Source organism: Streptomyces virginiae, from assembly GCF_040638905.1.
GTDB lineage: Bacteria > Actinomycetota > Actinomycetes > Streptomycetales > Streptomycetaceae > Streptomyces > Streptomyces virginiae_B.
Genome location: NZ_JBEZYV010000010.1, coordinates 156,517 through 179,384 on the forward strand (window position 1 = coordinate 156,517; position 22,868 = coordinate 179,384).

The window sequence follows — 22,868 nt, forward strand, 5'->3', positions numbered from 1 at the left end:
CGCCCGCAGGCCGCTCTGAATTGCCGCGACCGCAGTGGGAGACACCTCAAGATCACCGTCGCCGGCCATCAGCCTCTCCTCACGGCCCACCCTGGTTCCCCGCTCACCGTTCACACCCGATGGATCGGTGGCGCCGCCCCACGGTCTGCCGGACCGCGCGCGTGCGCGAAGAGGACGGGCCGCTGCGCGGGGAACAGCCGGAGAATTCCCGTCGATCAGCAGCGGGAAGCCTAGACTCGGGCCGGTGCTCCGGTACGAGTCAGGGCAGGCAGCAGCGGGGAGGGTGCCTCTGCCGCCGGAGGATCTGCGGGCCGTCCTGGCTCCGGTTGACCTGGTGGAGGCGCGTCTGGACCGTGCGGCCCTCCGCCTCGTGGCGGCTGCCCCCCGCAGCAAGGTGCGGGGGCGGGGCGCGGCGCGGGCAGAATGACGCTGCGGCTGGAGACCCGGAGCGGGCCGGAGCGGGTCCGGGTCTCCTCGGCAGCGGCTGGCGGCTACAGCGCCGAGGAGGAGGCGCTCTCCCAGGGGCTGCTCGGCCGGTTCGCGGCGGGGACGGCAGACCTGCGGGCAATGGAGGCGTGGGGCCGCGAGCATGGCCTGGAAGGCACCCCAAGGCGCGCGTGCGCGAAGAGCTACTGCGGGCCTGGGCACAGGTCTGAGGCCCGGCAGACGGACTGATGACATAAACGTGCTGTTGAGCTGAGTGACTCCGCACTCATCGACATTGATCATGGCGCCCAGGTGCCCAGCGACTCCCGAAGTCGTCGACAAACGACTCCCGTTCTCGGGCTCTGGCACACTTCTGTGGAGTCGTAAGCCAATGCCTGCGCTTGGCTCCTGGACACGGGTCGGGGCGTGGCCCCGCCGCGGCTTCTGGTGGCCAGAAGCCGCGCCCCTTGCCTCCGAACGTACCTGCCGCCTGAAGGCCGGCGGTCAGCCGCTCATGCCGAGTGCGTTCTCGGGGCTGCAGTAGGAACAGGGCTCTACGCCCTTCGCGAGCATCCGGCGGGTTCCTCCTCACGGCCGAGGGGCTTGCCGCCGCTTTAGCATTTCCGCCTTCGCCCGAGCCGCCGAGAGGTTCAGAGTGCCCGCGGCAGGAGGCTCGGGCTTATCGGAAGAGGCGCAGACCGGGCCGGGACAAGCGCTGCGCCCGCTCCACAGGGCACAGCACAGACAGCTCGGCAGAACCGGGCGTCCGGCCATCGGGGGCCCACGCCCAGTCACAGCTACGCCGTAAGTGTTCTACTTGGCCTCTCCAGGCGTGGCCATCACGAAGCGCGGTCAGAGCTACCGGCAGGGCTCAGTCGTGAGCTCGCCGGTCAGCGGACTCCCCGGGCGCGCCAAGGCCTGTAGGCGTTCAGCGCAGCACCCTGCCACTTCCCCGGAATCACCCGATTGGACTAGTCGTGCATGCCACGGACACCCCGCGCAGTCATCCTGGGAAGGCCCAAATGGGCTAACCCCGAGAGGAGCAAGGCATGCGCGTTCGACGACTACTCGGCCTGGCGCTCGCAACCCTGGCCTTCGCAGGAATGAGCGCCACCGGGTCCTTCGCGGCCGAGGCGGCCACACCCCAGGTTTCCTCGGCGGACTGCAAGTACGGCGGCGGAAACCCGGTGAAACACAGCAGCGGCTACTGGTACTGCCAGGGCGGCACGTACTCCGGCCAGCGGATCTACGACAGCAGCGGTTACTGACCACACGCGAGCCCGGGTCGTCGGCCCACTGCCGGCGACCCGAGGCGGCGCTCGTGCTGTCGGCGGCCTGCTCCTCGGTCATGAGCCTGAGCCGCATCCGGATGGCGCCCGCAAACTCTTGTCCAGGAGACCCTTGTCCTGGGAGCAGACCCTTGTCCTGGACAGCCACTCGCTAGTCATCGTCCTTGACCCCGCGATCGGACCGCGGGATAACCGTGTTCTTCCATCACCATCACGATGCGGCGGTCGGACTGCGGGCCCTGGTGTTGTTCAAGTTGGTGACCAAAACTCGCCTTGGGGCCTACCGGGTACCAGGCTTCCGAGCCCCCTGGTCCGGGGGCTTGAAAACAGGTTTGCAGGCAAGCCCCGCCGCGGCGGGGCCTGCTGGACGGGGTTGGGGTCGGGGTCGGCCTTCTAGGTCATGCCGATCAGGTGTGCGATGCCCTGTCCGAGGGTTTTGAGGGGGCCGAGGTGGTCGGTGTGAGTTCTCACTGATGGTGAGGCGGTCTTGTGTCTCTGGCCTGGGGCGCTGCAGATGTACTGAGCGGTGTGGCAGATCAGGAGCAGGCGGCCGGGCCGGCGGGGGTAAAGAGGATCGCGCGGTGGCCGTCGAACTTCTGTTCCGTCGCAAAGCCGCTCGCCAGGACGCCGGAGCCGGGGACGTACTCGGCGGCCTTGTCGGGACTGTACTTCTACGACAACCGGGCGGCGGAGATCGCCCACGGCCTTCGCCCCCAGCGCACCGCAGGCCGACGAGTGTGACGTTCTTGAGGAGGGTTCTGCGAAGGTGCGGTTACCTGTACGAGAGGCGCGCCGCAGGTCAGCGGCGCCCTCGGCCGCGACACCGGCCTGTTCGTGTGGGTGCGGGGAATCAGGTCAGGAGCCGGCGAAGAGGAACAGGGTGCCGATGATCCCCGTCAGGACGACGACCACGACCCCCGCACGCCACCCCGACATCCACCGGAACAACCGGTCCGACCGCTCCGCCCGCGCCGTCTGGCGGGCGATGCGCGACTCCGCCAGCGGGTCCGGCGCCCAGTCGGCCGGGCGCCGCTCTCGCAGGAGGGACCGGAGCCCGGCGACTTCCAGGTCCAGGACCGGCAGCTCCCTGTCGTCCATGCACGACAGGAGGACGCGCCGGCCGTCGGATCGGTAGGCGTAGGCGACGGTCCTGGGTACGACCGGCTCGGGCCTGGTCACGGTGCGGATGTCGTGGATGCCGTCCCAGGGGAGCCGGCGCACGTAGCACCAGGTGCCCGCGGCGATGCCCTGCTGGTCGACGATGGTGAAGCTGCGCAACCTGAGGGAGACGGTGAGTACGCCAATGACCACAAGCAGGCCGGCGAGCAGCAGCTTTACCTCGCCGGACACGGGCGCGTTCCGGAGGCTCAGGCAGACAAGCCCCAGCCCGACGATGAACACGGCGACAACACGCCAGTTCCCTGGTCTCACCCGGTACTCGCGCGGCAGCATCAGTTCCCCCATGTCTCCCCCTCGGATCATGCTTAGTGCTGATGCCACCCTCTCCCGGCGCGGCGAGAAAACAAACAGCCTGGGCTTCGGGGACGCTTGCCTGGGCTCTGACTGATGGGCGTCGTGTGTTTTTCAGTGGGTGGCGTCAGTTGTCTGCACTGGGTGTGTGAGGCGTCTTTGCTGGTGGTTGGGGTGGGTGGGTTCGTGGGGGTGTCGTTTTCTTGGTGAAGGTTGCTGTCGTTTTCCAGTGAAGGTTGGCTGTCGTCCGTGTAGTGCGTGATAGCTTCGTTCACTTCCAATCGTTCTCGTGTACAGAGCCAACACAGTCACAAATGAGCGAGTAGCCCGAGGCCCGCTGGTTCACCGCCGAGGAGTTCACCGGACTGCGCCCCACGTTCGTCGGCGGCCGTCCCTTCTTCGACGATGTGCTGCCGACGCGGGAACATCAGGTTCCCGAGGGAGCCTGTTCAGAACTGACTCCCCACCGCGCCGGCCACTCCGCTCCGGCTGCTTCCCGCTCAGTGTTCGTGCGTCACCTGAGCCAGCAGCTCACGGATCTCCCGCAGGCTCATCCGCGTACCGGGGTCGCAGTCCCGCTCCTCGATCTGCGCGAAGTGCTGTTCGGCCGTGGCCAGGTCGCCGCGGCGCCGGGCCAGTCGGCCGGCGAGGCGGTGGCCGGCGAGGTGGCCCGGGTACTCGGCGAGGATGTCCGCGACGAGTGGCGCGGCCAGCGGCAAGCAGCGGGCATGAACGACGTGGGAGCGGTACGGTCGCAGCCCTCCCACCCCGCCCCTGCGGACGCCCCATTCGGAGCCTGGCATGGCCGACCGTCACCCCAACCGGGACTTACGCGCGCTGCGCGAGGTCGAGCTGCAGATGTCCCGCCCCGAACTGGCCAAGGCTCTCACGCGGCACGACGATCGGCCTGGACGGCGAAGAGCCCTTCGGCGAACAACTCACTCGTGCGGGTGCCCGTATTCACCGGAGAAACGGACCTGCTGACTTGCCGAGAGGCAGGAGGTCCGAACGAGGGAGGACGGCAGGTCCGGGACGGTTCAGCGGCACGGGTGGAGGGCTTGAGCTGCCTCGAGCACACCCCCATCAAGGGGTGCCGTCACCACCATCGATGGGTTTCGATCGCGTTCCAGCTGGGCCTTGAGGTCGCCATTCCTGGGCAGGGTGACGTGCTCCAGAAGGGGCAGCCCGACCGCGGCCATGTTCCCCACCACGGCTGTCATGAACTCGGGATCGGCGCTGGTTGCCTGGTCGTCGTTCCACGGGGTCTCGGCTGTGACCATGCCGAGGAGGGCAACGGGGTGGTAGAGGAATCGCAGGTGGCGATCGCGCAGGAGCGCGGCGCTCTGCTCGGGCGACAGGGGTACGCGCTCGGTCCGGGTATCGGGACTGTGCCGGGGCAGTTCCTCGTCGGTTGGGATCCCCTGGGTGTGGGTCAGGACGACGAAGTCGTCGACGAGGTGTTCTCGCGGGAAGTGCCCCGGCCCATCAGCACGACGATGTCGAAGTGGCGTCGCCCGGTTTCGAGTGCCACACGCAGGGGTGCGTTGTTGCCCGAGGGGTCGCCGGGCTCACGCTCGCTCCAGGGGGTGCGCTGCTCGACGAGTTGGCCTTGGCCCTTCGCCACATCGTGGGGGAGTAGGACGGTGCTGCGCGGGCCGGGGTGGGCCTGGGCCCTGGCTTCGGCGGTCTTGCGCTCCTTCGCACGCTTCGAATGCAGCCGGATGTCCCTTGGGTAGGGCTCGTATCCGTGGAGCATCAGCACGTGCAGACCCTGCCGGGCCCAGGCTGCGGCGAGCTGGTAGGGCAGGGTCGCCACCTCATGGCTTTCGGTCAGGAACTGGATGACGCGCCCGTACCGCGTTCCAGCCGTCCCGGACTGCCGGAGCTTCGTGTATTTCACCCCGGTCGCCTGCTGCGTCTTGCGGGCGCGGCGCTGGTGCACCTGCGTCACCTGCTTGTGAGGGGAGCAGGCTGACCGGTCAGGGCTGCGACCCGGGTGGGCTGGGCACGCCGCGGCCCGTCAGGAACCGTGCGGTTCCTGAGGGGCCGCGGTTGCTGCGGTCAGTGCTCCCAGGCGGCGGCGCCACGCAGGAGGTGGTGGTCCGACATGCCCGGAGTGCAGGCTGCGGAGTCACCGCGGACGGTGGTGAACCAGTAGTAGCTCAGGAAGATGTAATCGATCTTCCCGGGTTCGCTGACCTTGGGTGAACACCCCGGCTCGGCGGTTGCTTCACCGCTGCGGCAGCGATCCCCGCTCTGCGGACAGTCGACTCCGGTGAAGTAGTCCTTGTCGTTCTCGTCGACCTCCTGGAACACCCCGGTCCCACCACTGTGGGCGTAGAGGGGTGCCATGTCCACGTCCTTGGGGAGCTGATTGAAGTCACCCGCGAGGACCACCGGGTCGCCCCCGTTCGCAAAACCCCTGGTGATATCGGCAACCCTCTGAATCTGCGCCTTGGGGTTGTTGAGGATCGTCGGGGGGACCTTGGGGTCCGGGTCGGCGATCACTTTGTACGAGTAGTCGATGTGAGTGTTGCAGGCACGGACCGTGCGCCCGGTAACGGTCGTCCTGGCGCACAGAAGGATACGGTCCTCTCCCGGTGTCTCCTCCGGAAGGAAGTTGACGGACCGGGTGCCGTTGTTGATCGTACCTGGGGCGCCCTTGGCGAAGATGGCCAGACCGTAACGCTTGTCGGTGCCCCACTTCGCACACCCGCTCGTGGATGCCAGTGTCGCGCCCCAGACCGAGTCGTACTTGTTGCCGCTGGGGCGGTCCTCCAGCGAGTCGCGCAGCAGGGTCCACTGCCCGTAACACATCTCCTGCAGCATGACCAGATCAGCGTCCCAGCCGTCCATGGCGTTCACGATCTTGTTGCGCCACGCGTCCTTGGACCCCTCGTAGATGGCGCACGCAGCCCCGCAGACGTTGTAGCTGATGAACCTCGGCTTCGGCCAGTTCTGCGCATCGGGAGTGTCGGCCTGCGCGGGACCGGGCCCGGAAGCAAGAACCAGTCCTATGAGGAAGACCGCTGCGAAGAACGCTCTGAATGCCGCTCGCATCGGGGCACCCCTTTCATGATCATCGGATGCACATCGTGGCAGTCATGCAAGGCATCCGAACGGGCAGTGGCTGGACAAGCTGTCCCTGTCCGATACGACTGTCGTATCTCGACGGAGAAGTCGATTCACTCGGTCAGTCGCCGGTGGTCGATCCGTGTGGTGGTGATGGCGGTGTGAGCCCCCCGCTCGCGGAGCCATCGCGAAACGATGTCCGAGCCGGGACCCCGCCGGCCCGGTGGGGGGACGCGGCACGGGCCGGGACGTAGGCCCACAGCGCGACACCGATGAAGACCACCTGCTCGGGGATCCTGAACCACAGAGGTGTCGCCGTCTCTCCGTTGAGCGGGATCTGCTCGACGGCCGCGTGGATGTTGGCCGGGAGCATCAGGACGAACAGCGCGGCGAGGCCGAGCCCGGCCGTCGGCCGGGTGGTCTCCCGGATGAGTCCGGCGGCGCCGAGGAGTTCCAGGACGCCGGTCGCGTAGACCGCGAGGCGGGGGAACGGCACGAACGGCGGAACCATTGCGGCCAGGTCGTGGTGGCCGGGCATGGGGCCGAGGGCGGACGGGACGAAGTGCGCGCCCGCCGTGAACACCAGCATGACCGCGAGGCCGTGCAGGACGGACACCCGCCAGCTCCCGAACCGTCCGACGCCGAACGCGCCGAGCAGCCTGAACAGCACGGCGGGAACGGCGAAGAGCATGAGTGTGCCGAACATGGGAGGAAAATCCCTTCACTGGGTGGGTGGGTCTGCCGGTCGCGCTCGGCCCCCATGCACCTGCCCGGCATGGCGTACGCACAGAACAGAAGCGTTTCGCCATCCCCGGCTGACGCCGACCGGACTCGACTGGCACAGCACCGCGCCCGCGCGCCGGGCGGCGGCCGACCGGTCACCCGAGAAGGGTGATCCCGATCATGCGCGCCCCGGTCTCCGTGCGCGGGCGGTGCGTGCTGCCCGGCGCGAACACCACATAGCTCCCGGCCGCGAGGCGCCGACCGTGGTCGATGAACTCGCCGGACACCACGTAGTAGCGTTCCTCGGTCTCGTGCACGTCCTCTTCGGGCCATTGCGCACCCGGGGCGAAGTCGTACACCCACCCACGCGCCCACGCCGTGGCGGGCAAGCGCCTGCGGACGATGCCGGGAGCGACCTCGGTCGGGTCGATGCCATCGACGTGGACGATCTGTACGGTGTCGGGTTCTTGAGTCACGGAGATCATGCTCGCGGCCGATCCGCCTCCGCCCCAGAGTCAGGATTGACGCGGAGAGGTACTTTTCTGCCATGAGCCTTCACCGCGTGGTGTGCCTTCTCCTGCCGCCGCAGTCCACGTTCGAGCTGGCCAGCGCCGCCGAGGTCTTCGGCCTGAACCGGCCCGGCCTGCCCGCCCGTTACACGTTCGAGGTCTGCACCGAGCGGCCCGGCCCCCTGCCGACGCTGGCCGGCTACGACATGGCGGTCACGCACGGGTTGTCGGCCTTGCAGCGCGCGCAGACCGTTCTCATCCCCGGTTGGCAGCAGCGCGCGAGCGCTCCCTCGCCCGGCGTCGTGGACGCGATACGGCGGGCGCATCGCCGCGGCGCCCGTATCGTCGCGCTGTGCTCCGCGGCCTTCCTGCTCGCCGAGGCCGGACTGCTGGAGGGCCGCAGGGCGACCACCCACTGGCGCATGGCCGACGAACTCGCCGCCCGGCATCCCGGGATCCAGGTCGAGCCGGACGTGCTCTACATCGACCTCGGCGACGTGGCCACGAGCGCGGGCACAGCCGCGGGCATCGACCTGTGCCTGCACCTGATCCGCACGGACCAGGGCGCCGCCTACGCAACCCAGGTCGCCCGGCACATGGTCATGCCGCCCCATCGCGAGGGCGGGCAGCTGCAGTACGCCACGCTCCCCCTCACCGACCGCACGCCCGACTCCCTGGCCCCCGTTCTGGACTGGGTCGCCGAGCGGCTGCACGAGCCGTTGACCGTCGACGACCTCGCCTCGTTCGGGGCCGTCTCCACGCGCACGCTCGCCCGCAGGTTCGCCGAGCAGCTCGGCACGAGCCCGGGCAACTGGCTGCTGCGGCAGCGGGTCATGGCGGCCCGGGCGCTCCTGGAGGAGACGGATCTGGCCGTCGAGACGATCGCGGTCAGGACCGGCCTGTCCTCGGCCGCCAACCTTCGCCGGCGCTTCCACGCACTGGTGCACACCACGCCCGCGGCCTATCGCCGCTCCTTCCGGCACGAGACGGTGGGAACGCGCACGCGGGGCTCCGACGTGGCCCCCGCCTGACCGGGTGCGGTACGGCCCCTGGTCCAGCGTCGCGGCGTCGGCGCGAGGCGGCGTCGCACCCACCGGAGCGACTGCCTCGGCGCGACGGACTTGTCGCCACGAGGGCGGGTACGCATGCAGGGTTGGCTCGCCCTCACGCGAACATCGCGCGGGGGCTGGAGGGCGAGCAGGGATTGCGGGACCGGTTGAAGACGGACATAGTCCTCGAGGCAGACGCGCGTATACCGGCAGCCCCCAGGCCGACGGCCGTACTCGAGCCGGACCGGTGGGACGACTTCGGGTTCCGCACCCAGTACACCCCGTCGATCCTCAACACCGACGGCGCACGGCACGAAATCGGCAGCGTCAAGATCGCAGATCGCGGCATAGCGGAACGCGAGAGCGGTGCGATGCTCCTGCCACCGCGATTCACCGCACTCGACGACATCTTCTTTTCCCTCGGGCAGGACGACACCTACTACGAGCGGCTGCGCCAGCTCGGGGACTGCATCCGCGTCAGCGTACTGGCCGGGCTGCGGGACATCGCCTTCGACGAACGTGCCTATGACCTCGCCATGAGCCAGGCAGCCACCCGCACATCGCTGCTGCGTTTCATCCGGCTCGGCTCGGCTCGGCTCGGCACGGTGCAAGAGCAGTTCCGCCGCATCGTCCGTGGCGGGGACCGCGTCGCCGCCTTCCACGTCCTCTACCAGGCACCCGCCCCGGCACCCGGCGGAGAAGGCGGACTGACGCTGTCCTTCCGCGTCGAGCCGGAAACGCGCCCCTCCAGCAACATCCACGTCATCACCGGCCGCAACGGAGCCGGCAAGTCTGTCCTCCTCAACCGCGTGGCCCGGGCCGTTGCCGACCCGCACGCCGACCCGGAAGCTGTCGGCCGGGTCATCGAGGACAACCGCGACCAGAGCCGGTCCTTCGCCAACCTCGTGAGTGTCTCCTTCAGCGCCTTCGACGACCTGCCCTTCCTCCCCGAGGACGACGAGACCTTCCCCACCATCCACGTCGGGCTGCGCACACCCTCAGCCGGCCGCACCCCACGCACGAAGTCGCAGTGGCAGCTCAAGCGCGACTTCGCCGACAGCGTCGAAGCCTGCCTGACCGGCGAACAGGGACACCGCTGGCTCAGCGCCCTGCGCACCCTGATCTACGCCGGCAGCGGCCTGCTGGACGAGGACTGGCTGGGGGACTTCCAGGCCGCCGACAACGCCGGCCGCCGCCGCGCCAAGGCGCGCAAGCTGTTCGCCTCCCTCAGCTCCGGCCACAAGGTCGTCCGGCTGACGGTGACCCGGCTGGTGGAGCACGTCGGCGAGCGCACCCTGGTGATCCTCGACGAACCCGAGACCCATCTCCGCCCTCCCCTGCTGTCCGCCTTCATCCGCGTCCTGTCCGATCTGCTCACCGACCGCAACGGCCTCGCGATCGTCGCCACCCACTCCCCGGTGGTCCTGCAAGAAGTCCCCGCCCACTGCGTGTGGATTTTGCGCCGCTACGGCGACCGCGTGATAGCCGACCAGCCCGGCATCGAGACGTTCGGCGAGAACGTGGGCGTCCTGACGCGGGAAGTGTTCGGCCTGGAGGTCACCGCCACCGGCTTCCACCGCGACCCGGCCACCCTCGTCGACGACGGCCACTCCTACCAGAGCATCATGGAACGCTTCGGCGGCCGCCTCGGCGGTGAAGCCCGCATCATCGTCCGCTCCCTGGTCGCCGACCGCGACCTCGGCGACGAAGCCTGGGTCATCCCGGGGGACAACTCCTGATGGAGCCGCTGCCCAAGCCCGTCCTCGACGCCCGCACCGCGTACGCCACCTGCATTTCGAAAGCCCGCCCCGCGAAGACCAAGGCGCGCCTGCAGAAACTGGAGGACCAGGTCGCCACCGCAGCGGCTGACTACGAGAAGGCCGCAGCCGGCGCGGCGCTGCACACCCTGGACCACCTGAAGGGTCAGCCGGACGGCGACGACGAGAATGCCTCCGGCAATAAGGCCCTCACCGGCTGCTACACCTCCCGCATGGCCCGCAAAGGCAGCCCCGGCCGGGCTCTGTACGAGCGGCTTCTGGCGGCCGCCAAGGGCCTGTGCCCCCTGTGCGGGCACGGCTACGCCAACACCCAGTACATCGGACGTTGCCGCTGGTTCTGCTGTCGCACGACAGCTGGACCATCTCCTTTGAGGCGGGTCTTCCGCGCCCCGTCCCGTGGGTGCGCAGGCCGTGGGCCGGAGTTGGGTACTGCGGCAGACGCCGCAACAGGCCCCGCCCTGCGGTAGCCGGACAATGCCGCACTCGTGCTGGGCCAGGTGCGTCAACTCGATTTCATTGAGGCGGAGTTTGGCGAGCGGCTGCCGGGTGAGACCGAGGAGGGTGGGTGCGTAGCACGGTGGTCTTGTGGGCGTTGTGCTCGCCGATGACGGCAATGGTAGTGCCGGGGTCGGCTCGGAGGGCGCGCTGGTTGGAGCCGCCTCCTCGGCGTGTCACGTTTCTGGGCGGATTCTTTCTGCGCAGGGGAGACCTCCCGAGGGGCTGTACGTCCGTTCGGGTGGCGTCACTCCTTCGCCGACGGTAAGTGCCGCTGAAGGTGCGTCGGTCCGTGCTGTGCTGTGGCAACGGCCTCGAAGGTGGTCGTTCGCGGGCCCGCCCGCTGTTCGTGGCAGGCCCGCCCAACAGCGAAGGAGGACTGATGTCGCGTCAACGCAAGGACCGGCGAGGCCGGGGCATGGTCAGTCAACTGCTCTCCTGTGCAGTCTTGTTGACTGTGGCCGTGCTAAACGCCCCCGGGGCCAATGCCGCTGCGGTGCACTCCAAACCGAACCGCGACTGGGACGCCATCGCACGGTGTGAATCCGGCGGAAACTGGCGGGCGAACACTGGCAATGGCCATTACGGCGGATTGCAGTTTACGCAGTCGAGCTGGAACGCGGCAGGAGGTCGCAAGTACGCACCACGCGCGGACCTGGCCACAAAGGCGGAGCAGATTGCGACGGCGAGGAAACTCGCCAAGATCCAGGGCATGGGGGCTTGGACCTGCGCACGCCGCCGCTAGCCCATGCCCGGCAGTTAGGCCTTGTCAAGCGCCTGACTGGCGGCCCGCTCGTGAAAATCCTTGCCGACGTCGGCTATCAGGGCCTGGGCGCCCAGACAGCCGTACGTACCGCAGTGCCGGAGTGGAGGGGGGTTGCCGTCGGCCACGTGACAGGGGAGCGGCGCCTTAGGCGGTGTCTGACAAATGATCACGGACGGGTTTCGCGAAGCCAGAGGATCAGCGAGGCCAGGACGACTCCGGCGCGGTAGCGGTCGGCGAGCTTGTCGAACCTGGTCGCGATCGCGCGAAACTGCTTGAGGCGTGCGAAGCATCGTTCGACCACGTTGCGGTTGCGGTAGACCTCCTTGTTGAAGCCGGGCGGCCGGCCGCCGAGGCGCCCTCGGCGCCGGCGGTTGGCTGCTTGGCCGCGGCGCTCGGGGATCGTGACGGCGATGCCGCGGCGTCGCAGCAGGTGCCGGATCGCCCGGCTGGAGTAGGCCTTGGCGCCCAGGACTCGGGTCGGTGTCGTGCGCGGCCGGTGCCGACTCTCGGAACGCGGATCCCGTCGAGGACCTGACCGAATGCGGTGGCGTCGTTGACGTTGCCGGGCGTGAGCACGATGGACAGGGGCAGGCCCCGGCCGTCGACGGCGAGGTGGACCGTGGTGGTCAGCCCGCCTGTGAGCGGCCCGGATCTTCCAGTTCGTCCCCCTCTGCAGCCCCCTTTTACGTGCACCGGCGGCATGCTGGTGGGCCCGGTTGATCGTGGAGTCGACGGCGACGGTCCACTCCACCCGGCCCTCCGTGTCGTCGCGGACCTGCACATGCTCCAACAGCCTTGCCCATGTGCCGTCCGCCTCCCAGCGGGCAAACCGCTCATAGACGGTCTGCCACGGCCCGTACCGCTCGGGCAGGTCACGCCATGGAGCCCCGGTTCGCAACCGCCACAGCACACCATTGATCACCTGCCGGTGATCACGCCACGGTCGACCCCGCCTGTCTATCTGCGGCAACAAGGGCTCTATTCGCTCCCACGCCGCTTCCGTCAACTCGCCTCGACCTGCCACAAGATCAATTATCAGACAGGCCTTAGGTGGAGCCAGAGCAATTTCTTACGCGTGGAGCCACTTCTGGTCCGTGCGCTGGAGTCCAAAGAAGTGCTTACAAACAGGCGACGGCTCCGATTCCCCATGGAAGGGAATCGAGGCCGCCAGAGCCCCGCTCGTGATCACAAGCGGTCGTGGACCGTGCCGCGCGTGGCAGGAGCACACGCGGCGCGGTCGTCACTGGTGGTCATGGGGTGAGGTGGTGTTGCCAACGCAGGGCCGACTTGTCGCCGATCCACTGCGCTGACGTGCGTGTAGTGATCTGCTGACCACCGATCCAATACGTATGGCACCTGCGTTGATGTTGAGTCGTACGGCGGTGATGTCCGGGCTCCCCGCACCCTGCCACGCGGTGAGAGCCTGCTCGACGTCATCCCACAAGGCCACGGGCCCGCCCTGGCGGACCTGCCAGCCGTCGCCATCGGCGGTGAACTCGGCGAACGACTCCCGTTCCGGATCGAAGAGGTACAGGAGCTGCGCGCCTTCGCTGGTCGCTGCGCGAACGAGCTGCGCGCCCGGTGCCGCGAGCTGGGCAAGGAACGCGGGCATCCACTCATCCAGCATGAGCGGCGACACCTTCGTCTGCCGCTCGCTGTCGGCATAGGCCGTGCGCGCGGAGAGGTCGCCAGCCACCGGCACCGCGGCCTGCCACCGCGCCTGCATGAACGAGGCGCGCCCGCCCCGGGGTTCAGGAAGAGCTCCCGAGGGACCGCCTCGACGGCCGCCCGCCATGCTGGCGTCGTGAGGGCGCCAGCCTGTACGAGGTGGTCGGCAAGCGCTCGCCGCTCGGGCGCGGTGTCGGTCCTGAGGCTTCCCCTGCCGGTAGGGCCGCGAACGCGGCGGACATTTGCAAACCGGTGCGCGGCTCCAGCCACCCCCACTGGCCATTCGGGTTCAGCTCCAGCACCACAAGTCGCCCTTCTGGTCCTCGGCGAGGTCAAAACTGCCGGACCGCAACCCGTAGTGATCCAGATAGGTCAGGAGCGCCTCTTCTACCGCCGCGGGCAGGTCTACCACGCTGTACGACAGGGCTGAGTAGTCCTTGCGCCAGTCCAACAGGCCGGACGTGATCCGTACGGCGAACACCTGTCGGCCGACGATCAAGACGCGTAGGTCAGCCACCTTGTCCACGACCGCTTGGAACAGATGGGGCGCCACCCGCAGGCTCTCGTCGATCTCCGCAGGGGTGACCAGGTCGGCCCACCCCGTCACGGGGATGCCGTCCCGCTGGTAGGGCGTCCAGCGCAGCGTTTTGTAGATCACACGATCGTGTGTGGAGGTGAACTCAATCGCCTCGTGGGGGTCGTTCGTGACGATCGTTGGCGGAACCGTGAGGCCGAGCCGCTGGGCTAGGGCCAGCTGTGCGGGCTTGTAGTCGGCAGCCGCTACGCGGAGGGGGTGGTTTACCCAGAGCGGGCCGTCCATCGCGTACAGGCGCCACCGAGCCCATACCGGACCTGTGCTGCGGCGAACTGGGCGTCGTCCTGGCCCAGGCCCGGGAACGTAGGCCAGGTGGTGCGGCGCCAGTACACCGCGCGCACATGGGCGAGGTTGGCGGTTCTCGACGGGGTACGCACCTGCCCGGCCATGGAGGCTGGGCAGGTGCCGAACCGAGCCGAGACCGTCAGGCCCGCCCCGATGTCAGCCGGGTTCAATCGGACCACCGGCACATCGAGCCGGTTGAGTTCCGCGATCACCGTGTCGGCGGTGATGTCGTCCGCCTCGGTGGCCACAAGTACCGGCCTCTCCTCGGTCAAGGTCATCAGTCCTGGTTGCTGTCCTGGTCGTTGCCGGCCTGGCCGTCGGAACTGGTGGAGGTCGAGGTCTCAGTTCCGCTGCTGGTGCCGTGCTTGCCCCTCTCGACGACGTGGCCTGCGTGGTCGCGGAAGACTCCGAGCTGCGTGTCCGAGTCGATGGTGACCGACGCGTGAGGGCGGGGGATGGTGGTCGGGTAGGGCGCCAGCCGGCCGACCCCCACGGGCGAACGCCAGTCAGGGGTGCGGAGGAGTTCATGCTGCTCCTTCGTTCGGGTTGAGTCGTGGGCCGGCCTATGGGAAGCCGACTCCGAACGGGTTGGACCGCCCCAACCGATGGCCGTGCCTGGTCGGCGGCTGGGGCGGGTCTTGCCCCCCTCGCCGGGCATTTCGAATGAGCGTGTGGGAGATCAATTCGAGGTCAGGCCCGGCAAGGGGGAGTCGGGTTATGCCGCCGAGAACTCGCGCTGTGGCGCTGGCCAGGTAGCGGCGATAGCGGCTGTCACGAGCCGTGCGGAAAGGCTGACGAATGCGGTGCCGTCGCCCGTCGAGAACCGGAACCGGGCTCCGGAGCTGAGCGCCCCCATGGCGTACTCGTGGGCCACAGCGTCACGGCTCCAGAGCCGCAGTTCTTCCGGCGCGTCCCGAGTGCCGGCCTCCACGGGCCGGAGGGGAGCCCGGCCGCCGGGTGTATTCGGCACCCCACCAACTCGCCGGTTGGGGGTCCATGAGGTCGGCTACGTGTTCCGCCTGGTTCCGTAACCAGCGAACGGCCAGTCGGGGCGTTGTGGCGGCGCTGCCACGTAGGAGGCATGAATAGGTGCGCGCGTGGGTCGTGATCTCGCACCAGTGCATGGCTACGCAGTCACCTGCTCGGCACCTGCGAGCTCCCGAGTGGAGAGGAACTCGGCGAAGTCGTCGAAGCTACGACGGAAGTGGCGGTGGTCGGGGTCTCTCAGGTGGTCGCGCATCCAGTCGTCCACGGACAGGGCCGACGCCATCGGGCCGGATGCCGCGAGGCAGGCCGCGGCGTCTGAGTCGTCTTGAGAGTCCGTCGAGATGCATACCGCGCCGTACTCCGGGTCGGTCGCCGGGTCCTGCCGGGTCGTGTAGTTCTGAAATCGGAATGTCCTGGTCACGCCACGCCTCCTGGGCGGGGGCGGTGGTTGGCCCTTTCGACGTCTTTTCAGATACGCGCGTGAGTCGGGCAGTCACACCGACCGATGCCGATGCCGACTACGCCGGTACTGGTGTCTGCGCCATTGGCGCTTTCCCTGTCCGGTTCACCCGATCGAGTGTGCTCGGTCAGGTAGGGCGTGAACGGCGCCGGAGGGGCGGCAGGCGGCTCCTGATCCGGGGCGAGCCACCGGTGCCCCCTATCCGCTATGGCGGCGGCCCGCTGCGTTGAGCCGAGGTCGGTGGGGTTGGTCCGGTAAGTCTCGCCGTTCATGGTCGGGTGCCGTCCCTTTCGGTAGTCCGGTCGTTCCCTGTCTGCGGGTATCGATGCTGCGGCGCCCGGGAGGGCGTTACCACCGCGTTTGCGGGACGTTTGGGACGTTCCGTGGCTACGGTTCGTCCTGTCCCTACCGTCCCTGGGAGGCGAACTGTGAATCACGCTCTGCGCCGGGCCATGGCCAATGCCACGATGACCGAACAGCAGCTCGCGGAGGTCTGCGGGGTAGACGCGAAGACAGTTGGTCGCTGGATCACCGCGCCCATCCGCATCCCCCATGCCCGGCATCGCTGGGCGGCCTGCGAGGCATTACTGATGGTTTCAGAATGAGGTCGCGAGGCGGCGAAGGTATATGGGGCGCCGCTGGCTGAGCCGAGGCCCTATCGGGTCTTTCCCGTACAGTTCTGTCTCGCGGCCTGGCCCACGACGGCCATGCAGCCGTGCAGGCTTGCCCGGCCAGCCTAGGCACCGTGCATAGTGTGCTCATGGATCAATTCGTGGGTCAGGGCCGCCTCGAATGGTGGGCCAATCACTCGACTTGCCTTGAGATGTACGACATCGACATCACCGTCGCTGTCGACGCGGTCGGCCAGTGGCGGGCAACCGGTCGGCATGCCAACGCCCTTGACACGACCCAACGCGAGGGCTGGGACTTCCTCATGGAGATGGATCCCCACTTCTCCATTGCGTTTCCCGGTGAGGACCGCGGAGGGATCATGGTGCGAGTCGTCGAGGCACGGGATGGAACCCTCACGCTCACGGAGGCACCGGACTGGGACGGCTCCGTGAACGTCACCTTCGACCTCACCTGAGTGCACACCTGAGTGCAGCTCGCAAGGGCAGGAGACCGACATCGCTACCCTGCCACCGACTCCGGCGTGTCACCCCTTACTGATCTTTCAGAATGAAGTTCGGAGGCGGCGAAGACATATGAGGCTGCAGGCCAGTTCGAGCAGGCCCTGGTGGAGATCCGCGCGTCGTTCGTAGCGGATGGGGAGCCGCTTGAACTGGTGCAGCCAGGCGAAGGCGCGCTCGACCACCCAGCGCACCTTGCCCAGCCCGGAGCCGTGCGCGACGCCGCGTCGGGCAATCATCGGCTTGATGCGCGTTTCCACAGCAGACGGCGGTACTTGTCGAAGTCGTAGCCCCGATCGGCGTACAGGCGCCGGGGCTTGCGGCGGGGACGGCCTCGTAGACCTCGAATCGCTGGGACTGCGTCCAGCAGTGACAGGAGCTGGGTGACGTCGTGGCGGTTCCCGCCGGTGAGCGTGACGGCGACCGGGGTGCCGTGGCGGTCGACGATCAGATGGTGTTTGGAGCCGGGACGGGCACGGTCGACGGGCGAGGGGCCGACGTGATCCCCCCTTTGAGGGCCCGGACGTGAGAACCGTCCACGGCGCAGTCGTCCAGGCCGAGAAGGTCAGCGCGGCGTAGTTCGGTCAGTAGGGCGGCGTGCAGACGCGGCCAGACACCGGCCTCGGTCCACTCCGGCAGCCGGCGCCAGGCCGTCACGCCGGAGCAGCCCACGGTCTCGGCCGGGACATCGCGCCAGGCGACACCGGTCCGCAAGACGTACATGACGCCTGCGAGGGCGGCCCGGTCTGGAACACGCAGTCGACCCGGGTGGCGGTGGCGCCGGTCGGGAGCGGGCGGCAGAAGCGGTGCCACCCGCTCCCACAGGTCATCCGGAACAAGATCAGCACGCACCCCGGACACCCTGCCGACCAAGATCGCCGAGCACAAGACCCACAGCTCAACTCATTCTGAAACGATCAGTGAGCTTCTTCGAGTTGGCCACCGATCGGGTGATGGTCGTGAAGCGCGACGAACGAGGCCCCGAGCTGTTGATCGAGATGTCTGACGTCTCAATCACGTTGCTCGGGGGGCCTCGTTGGTCATCCATCCTGCCGCACTTGACCTGCCGCATGCGCTCGTGGAGTGGGTCGCCATGCTGGTTGTCACTCGTGAGGGCGACCGGCGCTGCAAGCTCCGTCCGTCCCAGCGGGCGATGGTGGCACTGGTGTACCTGCGAGAGCACACCACTCTGGCGAAGATCGCCGCCGGGTTCGGGATCAGCGAGTCCACCGCCCACGCCTACACCCGCGCGGTCGTCGACCTGCTCGCCGAACGAGCACCGGGTCTACTCAAGACGCTGCGCGAGCACGATCCCGACTTCATCCTGCTCGACGGAACCCTCGCCGAGTGCGACCGGGTCGGCGACGGCCGGGCCGACTACTCCCACAAACACCGGCGCCACGGAGTGAACGTGCAGGTCGTCACCGACCCGGGCGGCCGGCTGCTGTGGCTCTCGCCCGCCCTGCCGGGCCGCACACACGACCTGACCGCCGCCCGCACCCACCGGATCATCCGGAGCTGCGAGCGCCAGGGCGTTCCCATCCTGGCCGATCTCGCCTACCAAGGCGCAGGACCGTGGCTGACGACCGGCATCAAACGCAAGCCACTCCAGGAACTCACTCCCACCGAAAAGACCCTCAACCGGGCGCTGGCCGCAGCACGAGCGCCCGTTGAACGCGGTGTCGCGAGCCTGAAGTCCTGGCGGATCTTCCGCAGGTCCCGGTGCAGCTCCAACCGCATGACGTCAATCGTCAAGGCCATCCTCACGCTGGAGCGGCAGCGCTGAAGATCCTTAGTGAGCGCTTCGTCTGGCGATAACCGCCACATGAAGCGCTCACGCGGAACCGAAACCCCTGGGGTCAGTCCTGATCTTGGCTGTACTGGGCCGCGTACCAACTGGAGTCGATGGCGGGGTTGCGCAGCGCCCCCCAGAATCGGTCGTCAGGTATCGGTGGCAGGGGCTGATTGCCCAGGTCCGCATGCAGATCCGCACGCCAGTCGAGAGTGAAGTGACTCCGGGTCTCCGCGCTCTCGCACACGGACCTGTACGGGGACCCCCAGATCCCGAGGGCTATCTTCTCCGCGGCCCACCTGCGCGTGTGGTCTCGGCCGGTGTCGGCCTGTGCGAGCACCGCGCGGAGTCGCAAGGCGAGCGGGCCGGTCTGGTCAGGCTGCGGCAGGGCCACACCGCACTCCCACGCGTCCAGGGCTGTCTTGACCTCCGGGTAGTTGTTCAGACCCGTTTCGACCGCCAGTCTGCGCAGCTGCTTCCGCGCGGCGTCGACCACCTGCTCATATGGCAGGACTGCGATCAGCGCACCGAGTTCCTCATGCCCGTCCAGGTGGCTCACGTGGAGGAGGTCGGTGGGACTGTAGGACAGGTCCAGCTCTGGCAGCTGCTCATCTGGTGCGGGAAGGGGCTCGTCGGCACTGTACTGCGGCCTGGCAGGCGGACGCGCCTCCCAGAACAGCCGGCCGTTGAAGGTGACGACACCGGCGTCCTGGCCGCGCTCAAGCGTGCCGGCCAGTTCGGCCAGATACTCACCCAGCGAGTCGGCCTGCCCGAAACTGGTGCCGGTCTCGTCGAAGAACCGTCCGATCACACCGAAGGAGTCCCGCCCGGTACGGCAATCCATCAGAAGACCGTCCGACGTCACGTCGTAAGAACCGAACTTCACGTAATCGTGAAGCCAGTAGCCCTCGGTCTCCCCGTCGAGGCCCTGGTCGATGCCGCGCATGAACCCGGTGTCCCCGAGGATTCCGCTCACTCCGAGCAGTCGGTCGCCCGTGCTGAAGCGGAAAGCCTCAGGTCCCTCCAGCGCCCCGTTGTGCCGGAGGAGTGAAGCGACCAGGTCCGGAGGAAAGGTGACCCCCAGTTCCTGTTGCGCTGCTGCGATCTCCTCGCCCCCTGCAGGCGGCCGAAGCGTGGCAAACGTGCGGGGCGCGTGCTCGCGCAGCCACGCGTCGATGCGAGTCCATGAGTCCTGGACCAGGTCTGATGTCATAGGGCCGACCTTAGAACCAGCGGCTGACAACAGCTTGATCGTCGCTCACCGGCCTTGCCGCCGGGTTGGCGTTCAGGCCGGCAAGCTTCGAGCGGCCCCTTGTCCCGGCTCACCAAGCTGCTGGCACCGGACGCTGCAGCCGCCCACTCGACACTGAAGCGCTCAGTCGCAATCACCCGATCGGTGGCCAACTCGAAGAAGCTCACTCTGCTCGCCGGCGTACTCACCACAGCCGTAGGGTTTCCTGCCAGCATCGCCTTGTGGCGTCTGGCCGCCCGCAACCGCACGGCAACCATTCGCCTGGAAGCCGTAGGCGTCCGGGCGAGCGCAGAAGTCCTCGCGCTCATAAAGTCATCTGCAGCCCGTGGGCGTCTGCGTCGCCGCCCACCAGATCACCGACGCGCCTCAAGCCGGTCCCGTAGCCGCGGATGAGGCGACGGCGGTGCACTGGGCACCCGGGTGGTGCGCAGCGGATGCAGTGGACCCTGGAGACCGCGACCATGGGCTCGTGGATGAAGGAGAGGACATCGCGCGAGCAGGCCGGCGCACGGCACGCCTGGCAGACGGCGAACACAGGGCCGGGAGCGCTGCCACAGAGCGGTTGCAGGAAGCACGCGCGGTCGTCGCATCGCGTGCCTGGCACCTCATGGCGCCCGCCGAACTCGGTGCATGCCTGGACGTCGCCCCCGGCGTGTGGGAGCGGCTCGCCGTGCACTGGGACGACCTTGCGGTGGATCCGTACGCCGCCCAGACCGGTACACGCCGCCTGCGCCGCTACGGGCAGTTCCTGCTGTCCCGCTCCGGTGAGATCACGACGACGCCTCACGACGTCTTCGTCCAGCCGCACGCCAGCAACCCGCTCTATGTCGACGTCGAGCGCCGCTTCGAACCGCTCACGGAAGAGTTCCAGGCCGAGCCGGTGGTGACGGCGCTGATCCGCATGCTCGGCGAGATCGCGGCGGGCCTGGACGACGTGGAAGAGTGGACCGTCAAAGTTCACCCCTTCAGAGTGATCGCGCAGGCGGACAGCGCGGGCCAGCCCACCCCCGAAGGCCGGCACAAGGACGGAGTCACCCTGGTGACCTCGCTCCTGATCGGCCGGGAGAACGTCACCGGCGGCCAGAGCACGCTGTACGACGACGAGGGGAGACCTATCACGGCCGCCACGCTCACCGATCCCGGGACTCTGCTCCTGAACGACGACCGGGCGACCTGGCACGCGGTCTCCGCGATCCGCCCGCTGGACGCCAGCCGTCCCGGCCACCGGGATGTCCTGGTCACGACCCTCGCCGCCCGCTGACCTCAACCCTCAAAAGCCAGGCCACGGCCTGTCGCCAGCACGAGCTGGTCCACCGCTGCCGCGGGGCCGGCCAAGCCGGCACCCCAGGCCCGCTGCCGCAGCGCCCCGTCCCCCCGCGTCGCCAGGCGCTGAAACAGCGCGGTCACCTCATCCAGATCCCCGAACTCCTCCAGTACCGGCCGCACCAAACCCACAAGATCGTCGGCGATGTCCGCCACCGGCCTCACCCGGCCGGTCAACGCGTCAAAGCCATTCCCGCTCCACCCGTCCCGAGCTGCCCGCCAGCACGCGGCCCGCAGCACCTCCCCCGTCCAAGCCGACCCCGGATCACCACAGCGCGCACTGCCGGCCGCGGTGACCACCAAAGCGCGCAGGAGCACCGCGACCGCGACGGTGTCGTCAAGGTCCTGCAGCACGTCCATCGCACGGATTTCCAGGGTGGGCAATCTCGGGTTGGGCCGCAGATCCCAAAACGGCATAGCTGCATCCAGCATGGCCTCGGTATCCGCAATGACCACCGCGAGCCGCTCATGCTCCTCCAGCGACGCCGCGTACGGCGGCGGCCCCAGGCATGGGAAGCGGCTGCGAATCACAGTGCGCCAACTGGCGTACCCGGTCTCACCTCCCCGGTGGAACGGCGAGTTCGCACTCAACGCGATGAGCAGCGGCAGCCAGGGGCGCAGATGATTGCCCGTCAGCACGGCCAGCTCCCGGTCGGGAAGATGGACGTGGACGTGCAGCGCGCTGATGGCGAAGTCGTCCATCATGCTCCGGTACTGCAAACGCCCGGCCAGGTAGCGCGGATGATCAGCCACCTGCGCAGGCCCGGCCCCCTGCATGACCGCGGTGCCCGAAGCGCACAGCCGGGCCCCCTCCGCTCGGGCCGCAGCGACCAGAGCCCCACGCACCCGCCCAAGTTCCCGACGCAGCTCCCCGGCCGTCCGGCACGGCGGCGTCCGTCCCTCGACCTGGCACAGAGCGAACTCCTTCGTCACCAGATCGCCCACCTCGCCCGCTGCCCGCGCAGCGACCGCCGGTCCTGCAGGAACAACGAAGCGGGTGTGCGGATCGACAAGGAAGAATTCCTCCTCCACCCCGATCGTCGGTGCTCGCTCAACAGACAGGGCGGAGGAAGAAGAGGACACGTTCATGCTCCCAGCATTCCTCCCACCCGCCGCTGAAGCGTGCGGCACGCGCAAGGGTGACTGGTATCGAGCTTCGGCACACACCCTTACCCGCACCCGAAGAGCGACGCCGAGTGCGACGCGAATTGCCGGGCCGATGACGACTACCAGCGAAGAGACTCGTCCACCGCTCTCAGGGATGTGTGCCAGAACCCGAAGTCGTGAACAAAACGAGGCCGTCGACGTCCATGGCCGCAACGGCGTTCAGGTTCACCAGGAGATCGCGCTCGTCCATGGTCACGTGGTCCAGCGCGCGCTGGAGGACATCAGCCCCGTCGGGTCAGGACGTCGCGCCGCCGGTGCAGGGTGTAGGCGGTCCACGGGCGGCCCACACCTAGGTGCTGTCCGGCGGATCTTGGGGCTTTAGGATCGGAGCGTGATCAATCCCCAGGTCCGTAGCGAGACCGGCGCGATCGAGGCTCGCGCCAAGCATGGAGTGGTCTGGGGGCCCGAGCTGGCCGCTCTGGACCAGTCGGTGTTTCCGATGCTGGGGCACCTGCTGCCGTACGCGGACACTGTTTTCAACAGCCGCCAGGTGGTCACCCTGTTGGCGGAAGTACCGCGGCTGCCTCCGGGCGTGGTCACCGATGAGTTGGCGCGTGAGCTTCTGGACCTGGGCCAGACGGTTCTCGACGGACAGCACCTCTACCTGTGGTTCCTCGGGGACTGAGACAGCA

The 22,868-nt window shown here is 68.3% G+C and carries 23 protein-coding genes and 2 pseudogenes; 10 read left to right on the forward strand and 15 right to left on the reverse strand.

From position 1 onward, the window contains the following. Window positions 1-1,475 precede the first annotated feature (1,475 nt). Entirely contained in the window at window positions 1,476-1,694 is a 219-nt protein-coding gene (locus tag AB0F82_RS16855; protein ID WP_362628075.1) for a hypothetical protein, read from the forward strand. Between the two features lie 876 nt (window positions 1,695-2,570). On the opposite strand, the gene AB0F82_RS16860 is transcribed toward AB0F82_RS16855, so the two are convergent. The 7 genes from AB0F82_RS16860 to AB0F82_RS16890 all read right to left on the reverse strand — a co-directional run bounded on the left by AB0F82_RS16860 (window position 2,571) and on the right by AB0F82_RS16890 (window position 7,456). Further along, the gene (locus tag AB0F82_RS16860; RefSeq protein ID WP_362628078.1) at window positions 2,571-3,065 is read right to left on the reverse strand and encodes a hypothetical protein; all 495 of its coding nucleotides are present in this window, start codon (window positions 3,063-3,065) and stop codon (window positions 2,571-2,573) included. 620 nt (window positions 3,066-3,685) lie between these two features. Then, a complete protein-coding gene (locus tag AB0F82_RS16865; protein ID WP_362628081.1) occupies window positions 3,686-3,904 on the reverse strand; it encodes a hypothetical protein in 219 nt (72 codons plus the stop codon). 318 nt (window positions 3,905-4,222) lie between these two features. Then, the gene (locus AB0F82_RS16870) at window positions 4,223-4,465 is read right to left on the reverse strand and encodes a hypothetical protein (RefSeq protein ID WP_362628083.1); all 243 of its coding nucleotides are present in this window, start codon (window positions 4,463-4,465) and stop codon (window positions 4,223-4,225) included. 152 nt (window positions 4,466-4,617) lie between these two features. Then, complete coding sequence (locus AB0F82_RS16875) at window positions 4,618-5,127, reverse strand: hypothetical protein (protein WP_362628086.1); 510 nt, start codon at window positions 5,125-5,127, stop codon at window positions 4,618-4,620. A gap of 119 nt (window positions 5,128-5,246) precedes the next feature. Continuing rightward, window positions 5,247-6,245 (reverse strand): endonuclease/exonuclease/phosphatase family protein, encoded by a 999-nt coding sequence (locus AB0F82_RS16880; protein ID WP_362628089.1) that lies wholly within the window; start codon window positions 6,243-6,245, stop codon window positions 5,247-5,249. A gap of 133 nt (window positions 6,246-6,378) precedes the next feature. Further along, entirely contained in the window at window positions 6,379-6,963 is a 585-nt protein-coding gene (locus AB0F82_RS16885; RefSeq protein WP_362628092.1) for a DoxX family protein, read from the reverse strand. A gap of 172 nt (window positions 6,964-7,135) precedes the next feature. After that, a complete protein-coding gene (locus AB0F82_RS16890) occupies window positions 7,136-7,456 on the reverse strand; it encodes a cupin domain-containing protein (protein WP_362628094.1) in 321 nt (106 codons plus the stop codon). Window positions 7,457-7,527: 71 nt separating this feature from the next. Here AB0F82_RS16890 and AB0F82_RS16895 point away from each other — a divergent pair, with 71 nt between their 5' ends. The 4 genes from AB0F82_RS16895 to AB0F82_RS16910 all read left to right on the forward strand — a co-directional run bounded on the left by AB0F82_RS16895 (window position 7,528) and on the right by AB0F82_RS16910 (window position 11,556). Continuing rightward, window positions 7,528-8,520: a helix-turn-helix domain-containing protein gene (locus tag AB0F82_RS16895; RefSeq protein ID WP_362628096.1), complete on the forward strand. Its 993-nt coding sequence runs from the start codon at window positions 7,528-7,530 to the stop codon at window positions 8,518-8,520. A 185-nt stretch (window positions 8,521-8,705) separates the two neighbouring features. Then, on the forward strand, window positions 8,706-10,277 hold the full coding sequence (locus AB0F82_RS16900; protein WP_362628099.1) for an AAA family ATPase: 1,572 nt from the start codon (window positions 8,706-8,708) through the stop codon (window positions 10,275-10,277). Next, window positions 10,277-10,783 (forward strand): hypothetical protein, encoded by a 507-nt coding sequence (locus tag AB0F82_RS16905; protein ID WP_362628102.1) that lies wholly within the window; start codon window positions 10,277-10,279, stop codon window positions 10,781-10,783. Before AB0F82_RS16900 ends, AB0F82_RS16905 begins: the two co-directional genes overlap by 1 nt. A gap of 410 nt (window positions 10,784-11,193) precedes the next feature. Then, window positions 11,194-11,556 (forward strand): transglycosylase family protein, encoded by a 363-nt coding sequence (locus AB0F82_RS16910; protein ID WP_362628105.1) that lies wholly within the window; start codon window positions 11,194-11,196, stop codon window positions 11,554-11,556. Between the two features lie 187 nt (window positions 11,557-11,743). Here AB0F82_RS16910 and AB0F82_RS16915 read toward each other — a convergent pair whose 3' ends face one another. The 5 genes and pseudogenes from AB0F82_RS16915 to AB0F82_RS16935 form a co-directional block, all read right to left on the reverse strand. Continuing rightward, window positions 11,744-12,601: an IS5 family transposase gene (locus AB0F82_RS16915; RefSeq protein ID WP_362628108.1), complete on the reverse strand. Its 858-nt coding sequence runs from the start codon at window positions 12,599-12,601 to the stop codon at window positions 11,744-11,746. A gap of 216 nt (window positions 12,602-12,817) precedes the next feature. Next, the gene (locus AB0F82_RS16920; RefSeq protein ID WP_436842100.1) at window positions 12,818-13,303 is read right to left on the reverse strand and encodes a hypothetical protein; all 486 of its coding nucleotides are present in this window, start codon (window positions 13,301-13,303) and stop codon (window positions 12,818-12,820) included. Window positions 13,304-13,328: 25 nt separating this feature from the next. Beyond that, a pseudogene (gene tgmB / locus AB0F82_RS16925) lies at window positions 13,329-14,403 on the reverse strand (ATP-grasp ribosomal peptide maturase). Further along, the gene (gene tgmA / locus AB0F82_RS16930) at window positions 14,403-14,618 is read right to left on the reverse strand and encodes a putative ATP-grasp-modified RiPP (protein WP_362628111.1); all 216 of its coding nucleotides are present in this window, start codon (window positions 14,616-14,618) and stop codon (window positions 14,403-14,405) included. Before tgmA ends, tgmB begins: the two are co-directional and overlap by 1 nt. 633 nt (window positions 14,619-15,251) lie before the next feature. Next, on the reverse strand, window positions 15,252-15,533 hold the full coding sequence (locus AB0F82_RS16935; protein ID WP_362628114.1) for a DUF7848 domain-containing protein: 282 nt from the start codon (window positions 15,531-15,533) through the stop codon (window positions 15,252-15,254). Between the two features lie 506 nt (window positions 15,534-16,039). Here AB0F82_RS16935 and AB0F82_RS16940 point away from each other — a divergent pair. Beyond that, window positions 16,040-16,177, forward strand: coding sequence for a hypothetical protein (locus tag AB0F82_RS16940; protein ID WP_362628116.1), 138 nt, complete (start codon window positions 16,040-16,042; stop codon window positions 16,175-16,177). A gap of 155 nt (window positions 16,178-16,332) precedes the next feature. Beyond that, window positions 16,333-16,659 carry a hypothetical protein gene (locus AB0F82_RS16945; protein WP_362628119.1) on the forward strand — a complete coding sequence of 109 codons (327 nt, stop codon included), beginning with the start codon at window positions 16,333-16,335 and terminating at the stop codon, window positions 16,657-16,659. A gap of 87 nt (window positions 16,660-16,746) precedes the next feature. On the opposite strand, the pseudogene AB0F82_RS16950 reads toward AB0F82_RS16945, so the two are convergent. Continuing rightward, window positions 16,747-17,554 (reverse strand): annotated as a pseudogene (locus tag AB0F82_RS16950) (IS5 family transposase). Window positions 17,555-17,738: 184 nt separating this feature from the next. On the opposite strand from AB0F82_RS16950, the gene AB0F82_RS16955 reads away from it, so the two are divergent. Further along, window positions 17,739-18,488 (forward strand): transposase family protein, encoded by a 750-nt coding sequence (locus AB0F82_RS16955; protein WP_362628121.1) that lies wholly within the window; start codon window positions 17,739-17,741, stop codon window positions 18,486-18,488. A gap of 73 nt (window positions 18,489-18,561) precedes the next feature. Here the strand turns inward: AB0F82_RS16955 and AB0F82_RS16960 are convergent, their stop codons facing one another. Beyond that, a complete protein-coding gene (locus AB0F82_RS16960; protein ID WP_361852316.1) occupies window positions 18,562-19,707 on the reverse strand; it encodes an SMI1/KNR4 family protein in 1,146 nt (381 codons plus the stop codon). A 601-nt stretch (window positions 19,708-20,308) separates the two neighbouring features. Between AB0F82_RS16960 and AB0F82_RS16965 the strand changes: the two genes are divergently transcribed. Beyond that, the gene (locus tag AB0F82_RS16965; RefSeq protein WP_362628124.1) at window positions 20,309-21,007 is read left to right on the forward strand and encodes a 2OG-Fe dioxygenase family protein; all 699 of its coding nucleotides are present in this window, start codon (window positions 20,309-20,311) and stop codon (window positions 21,005-21,007) included. 2 nt (window positions 21,008-21,009) lie between these two features. Here AB0F82_RS16965 and AB0F82_RS16970 read toward each other — a convergent pair whose 3' ends face one another. Next, window positions 21,010-22,158 carry a carboxylate-amine ligase gene (locus tag AB0F82_RS16970; protein ID WP_362628127.1) on the reverse strand — a complete coding sequence of 383 codons (1,149 nt, stop codon included), beginning with the start codon at window positions 22,156-22,158 and terminating at the stop codon, window positions 21,010-21,012. Between the two features lie 409 nt (window positions 22,159-22,567). Here AB0F82_RS16970 and AB0F82_RS16975 point away from each other — a divergent pair, with 409 nt between their 5' ends. Continuing rightward, window positions 22,568-22,861 (forward strand): hypothetical protein, encoded by a 294-nt coding sequence (locus AB0F82_RS16975; protein WP_362628129.1) that lies wholly within the window; start codon window positions 22,568-22,570, stop codon window positions 22,859-22,861. Window positions 22,862-22,868 lie beyond the last annotated feature (7 nt).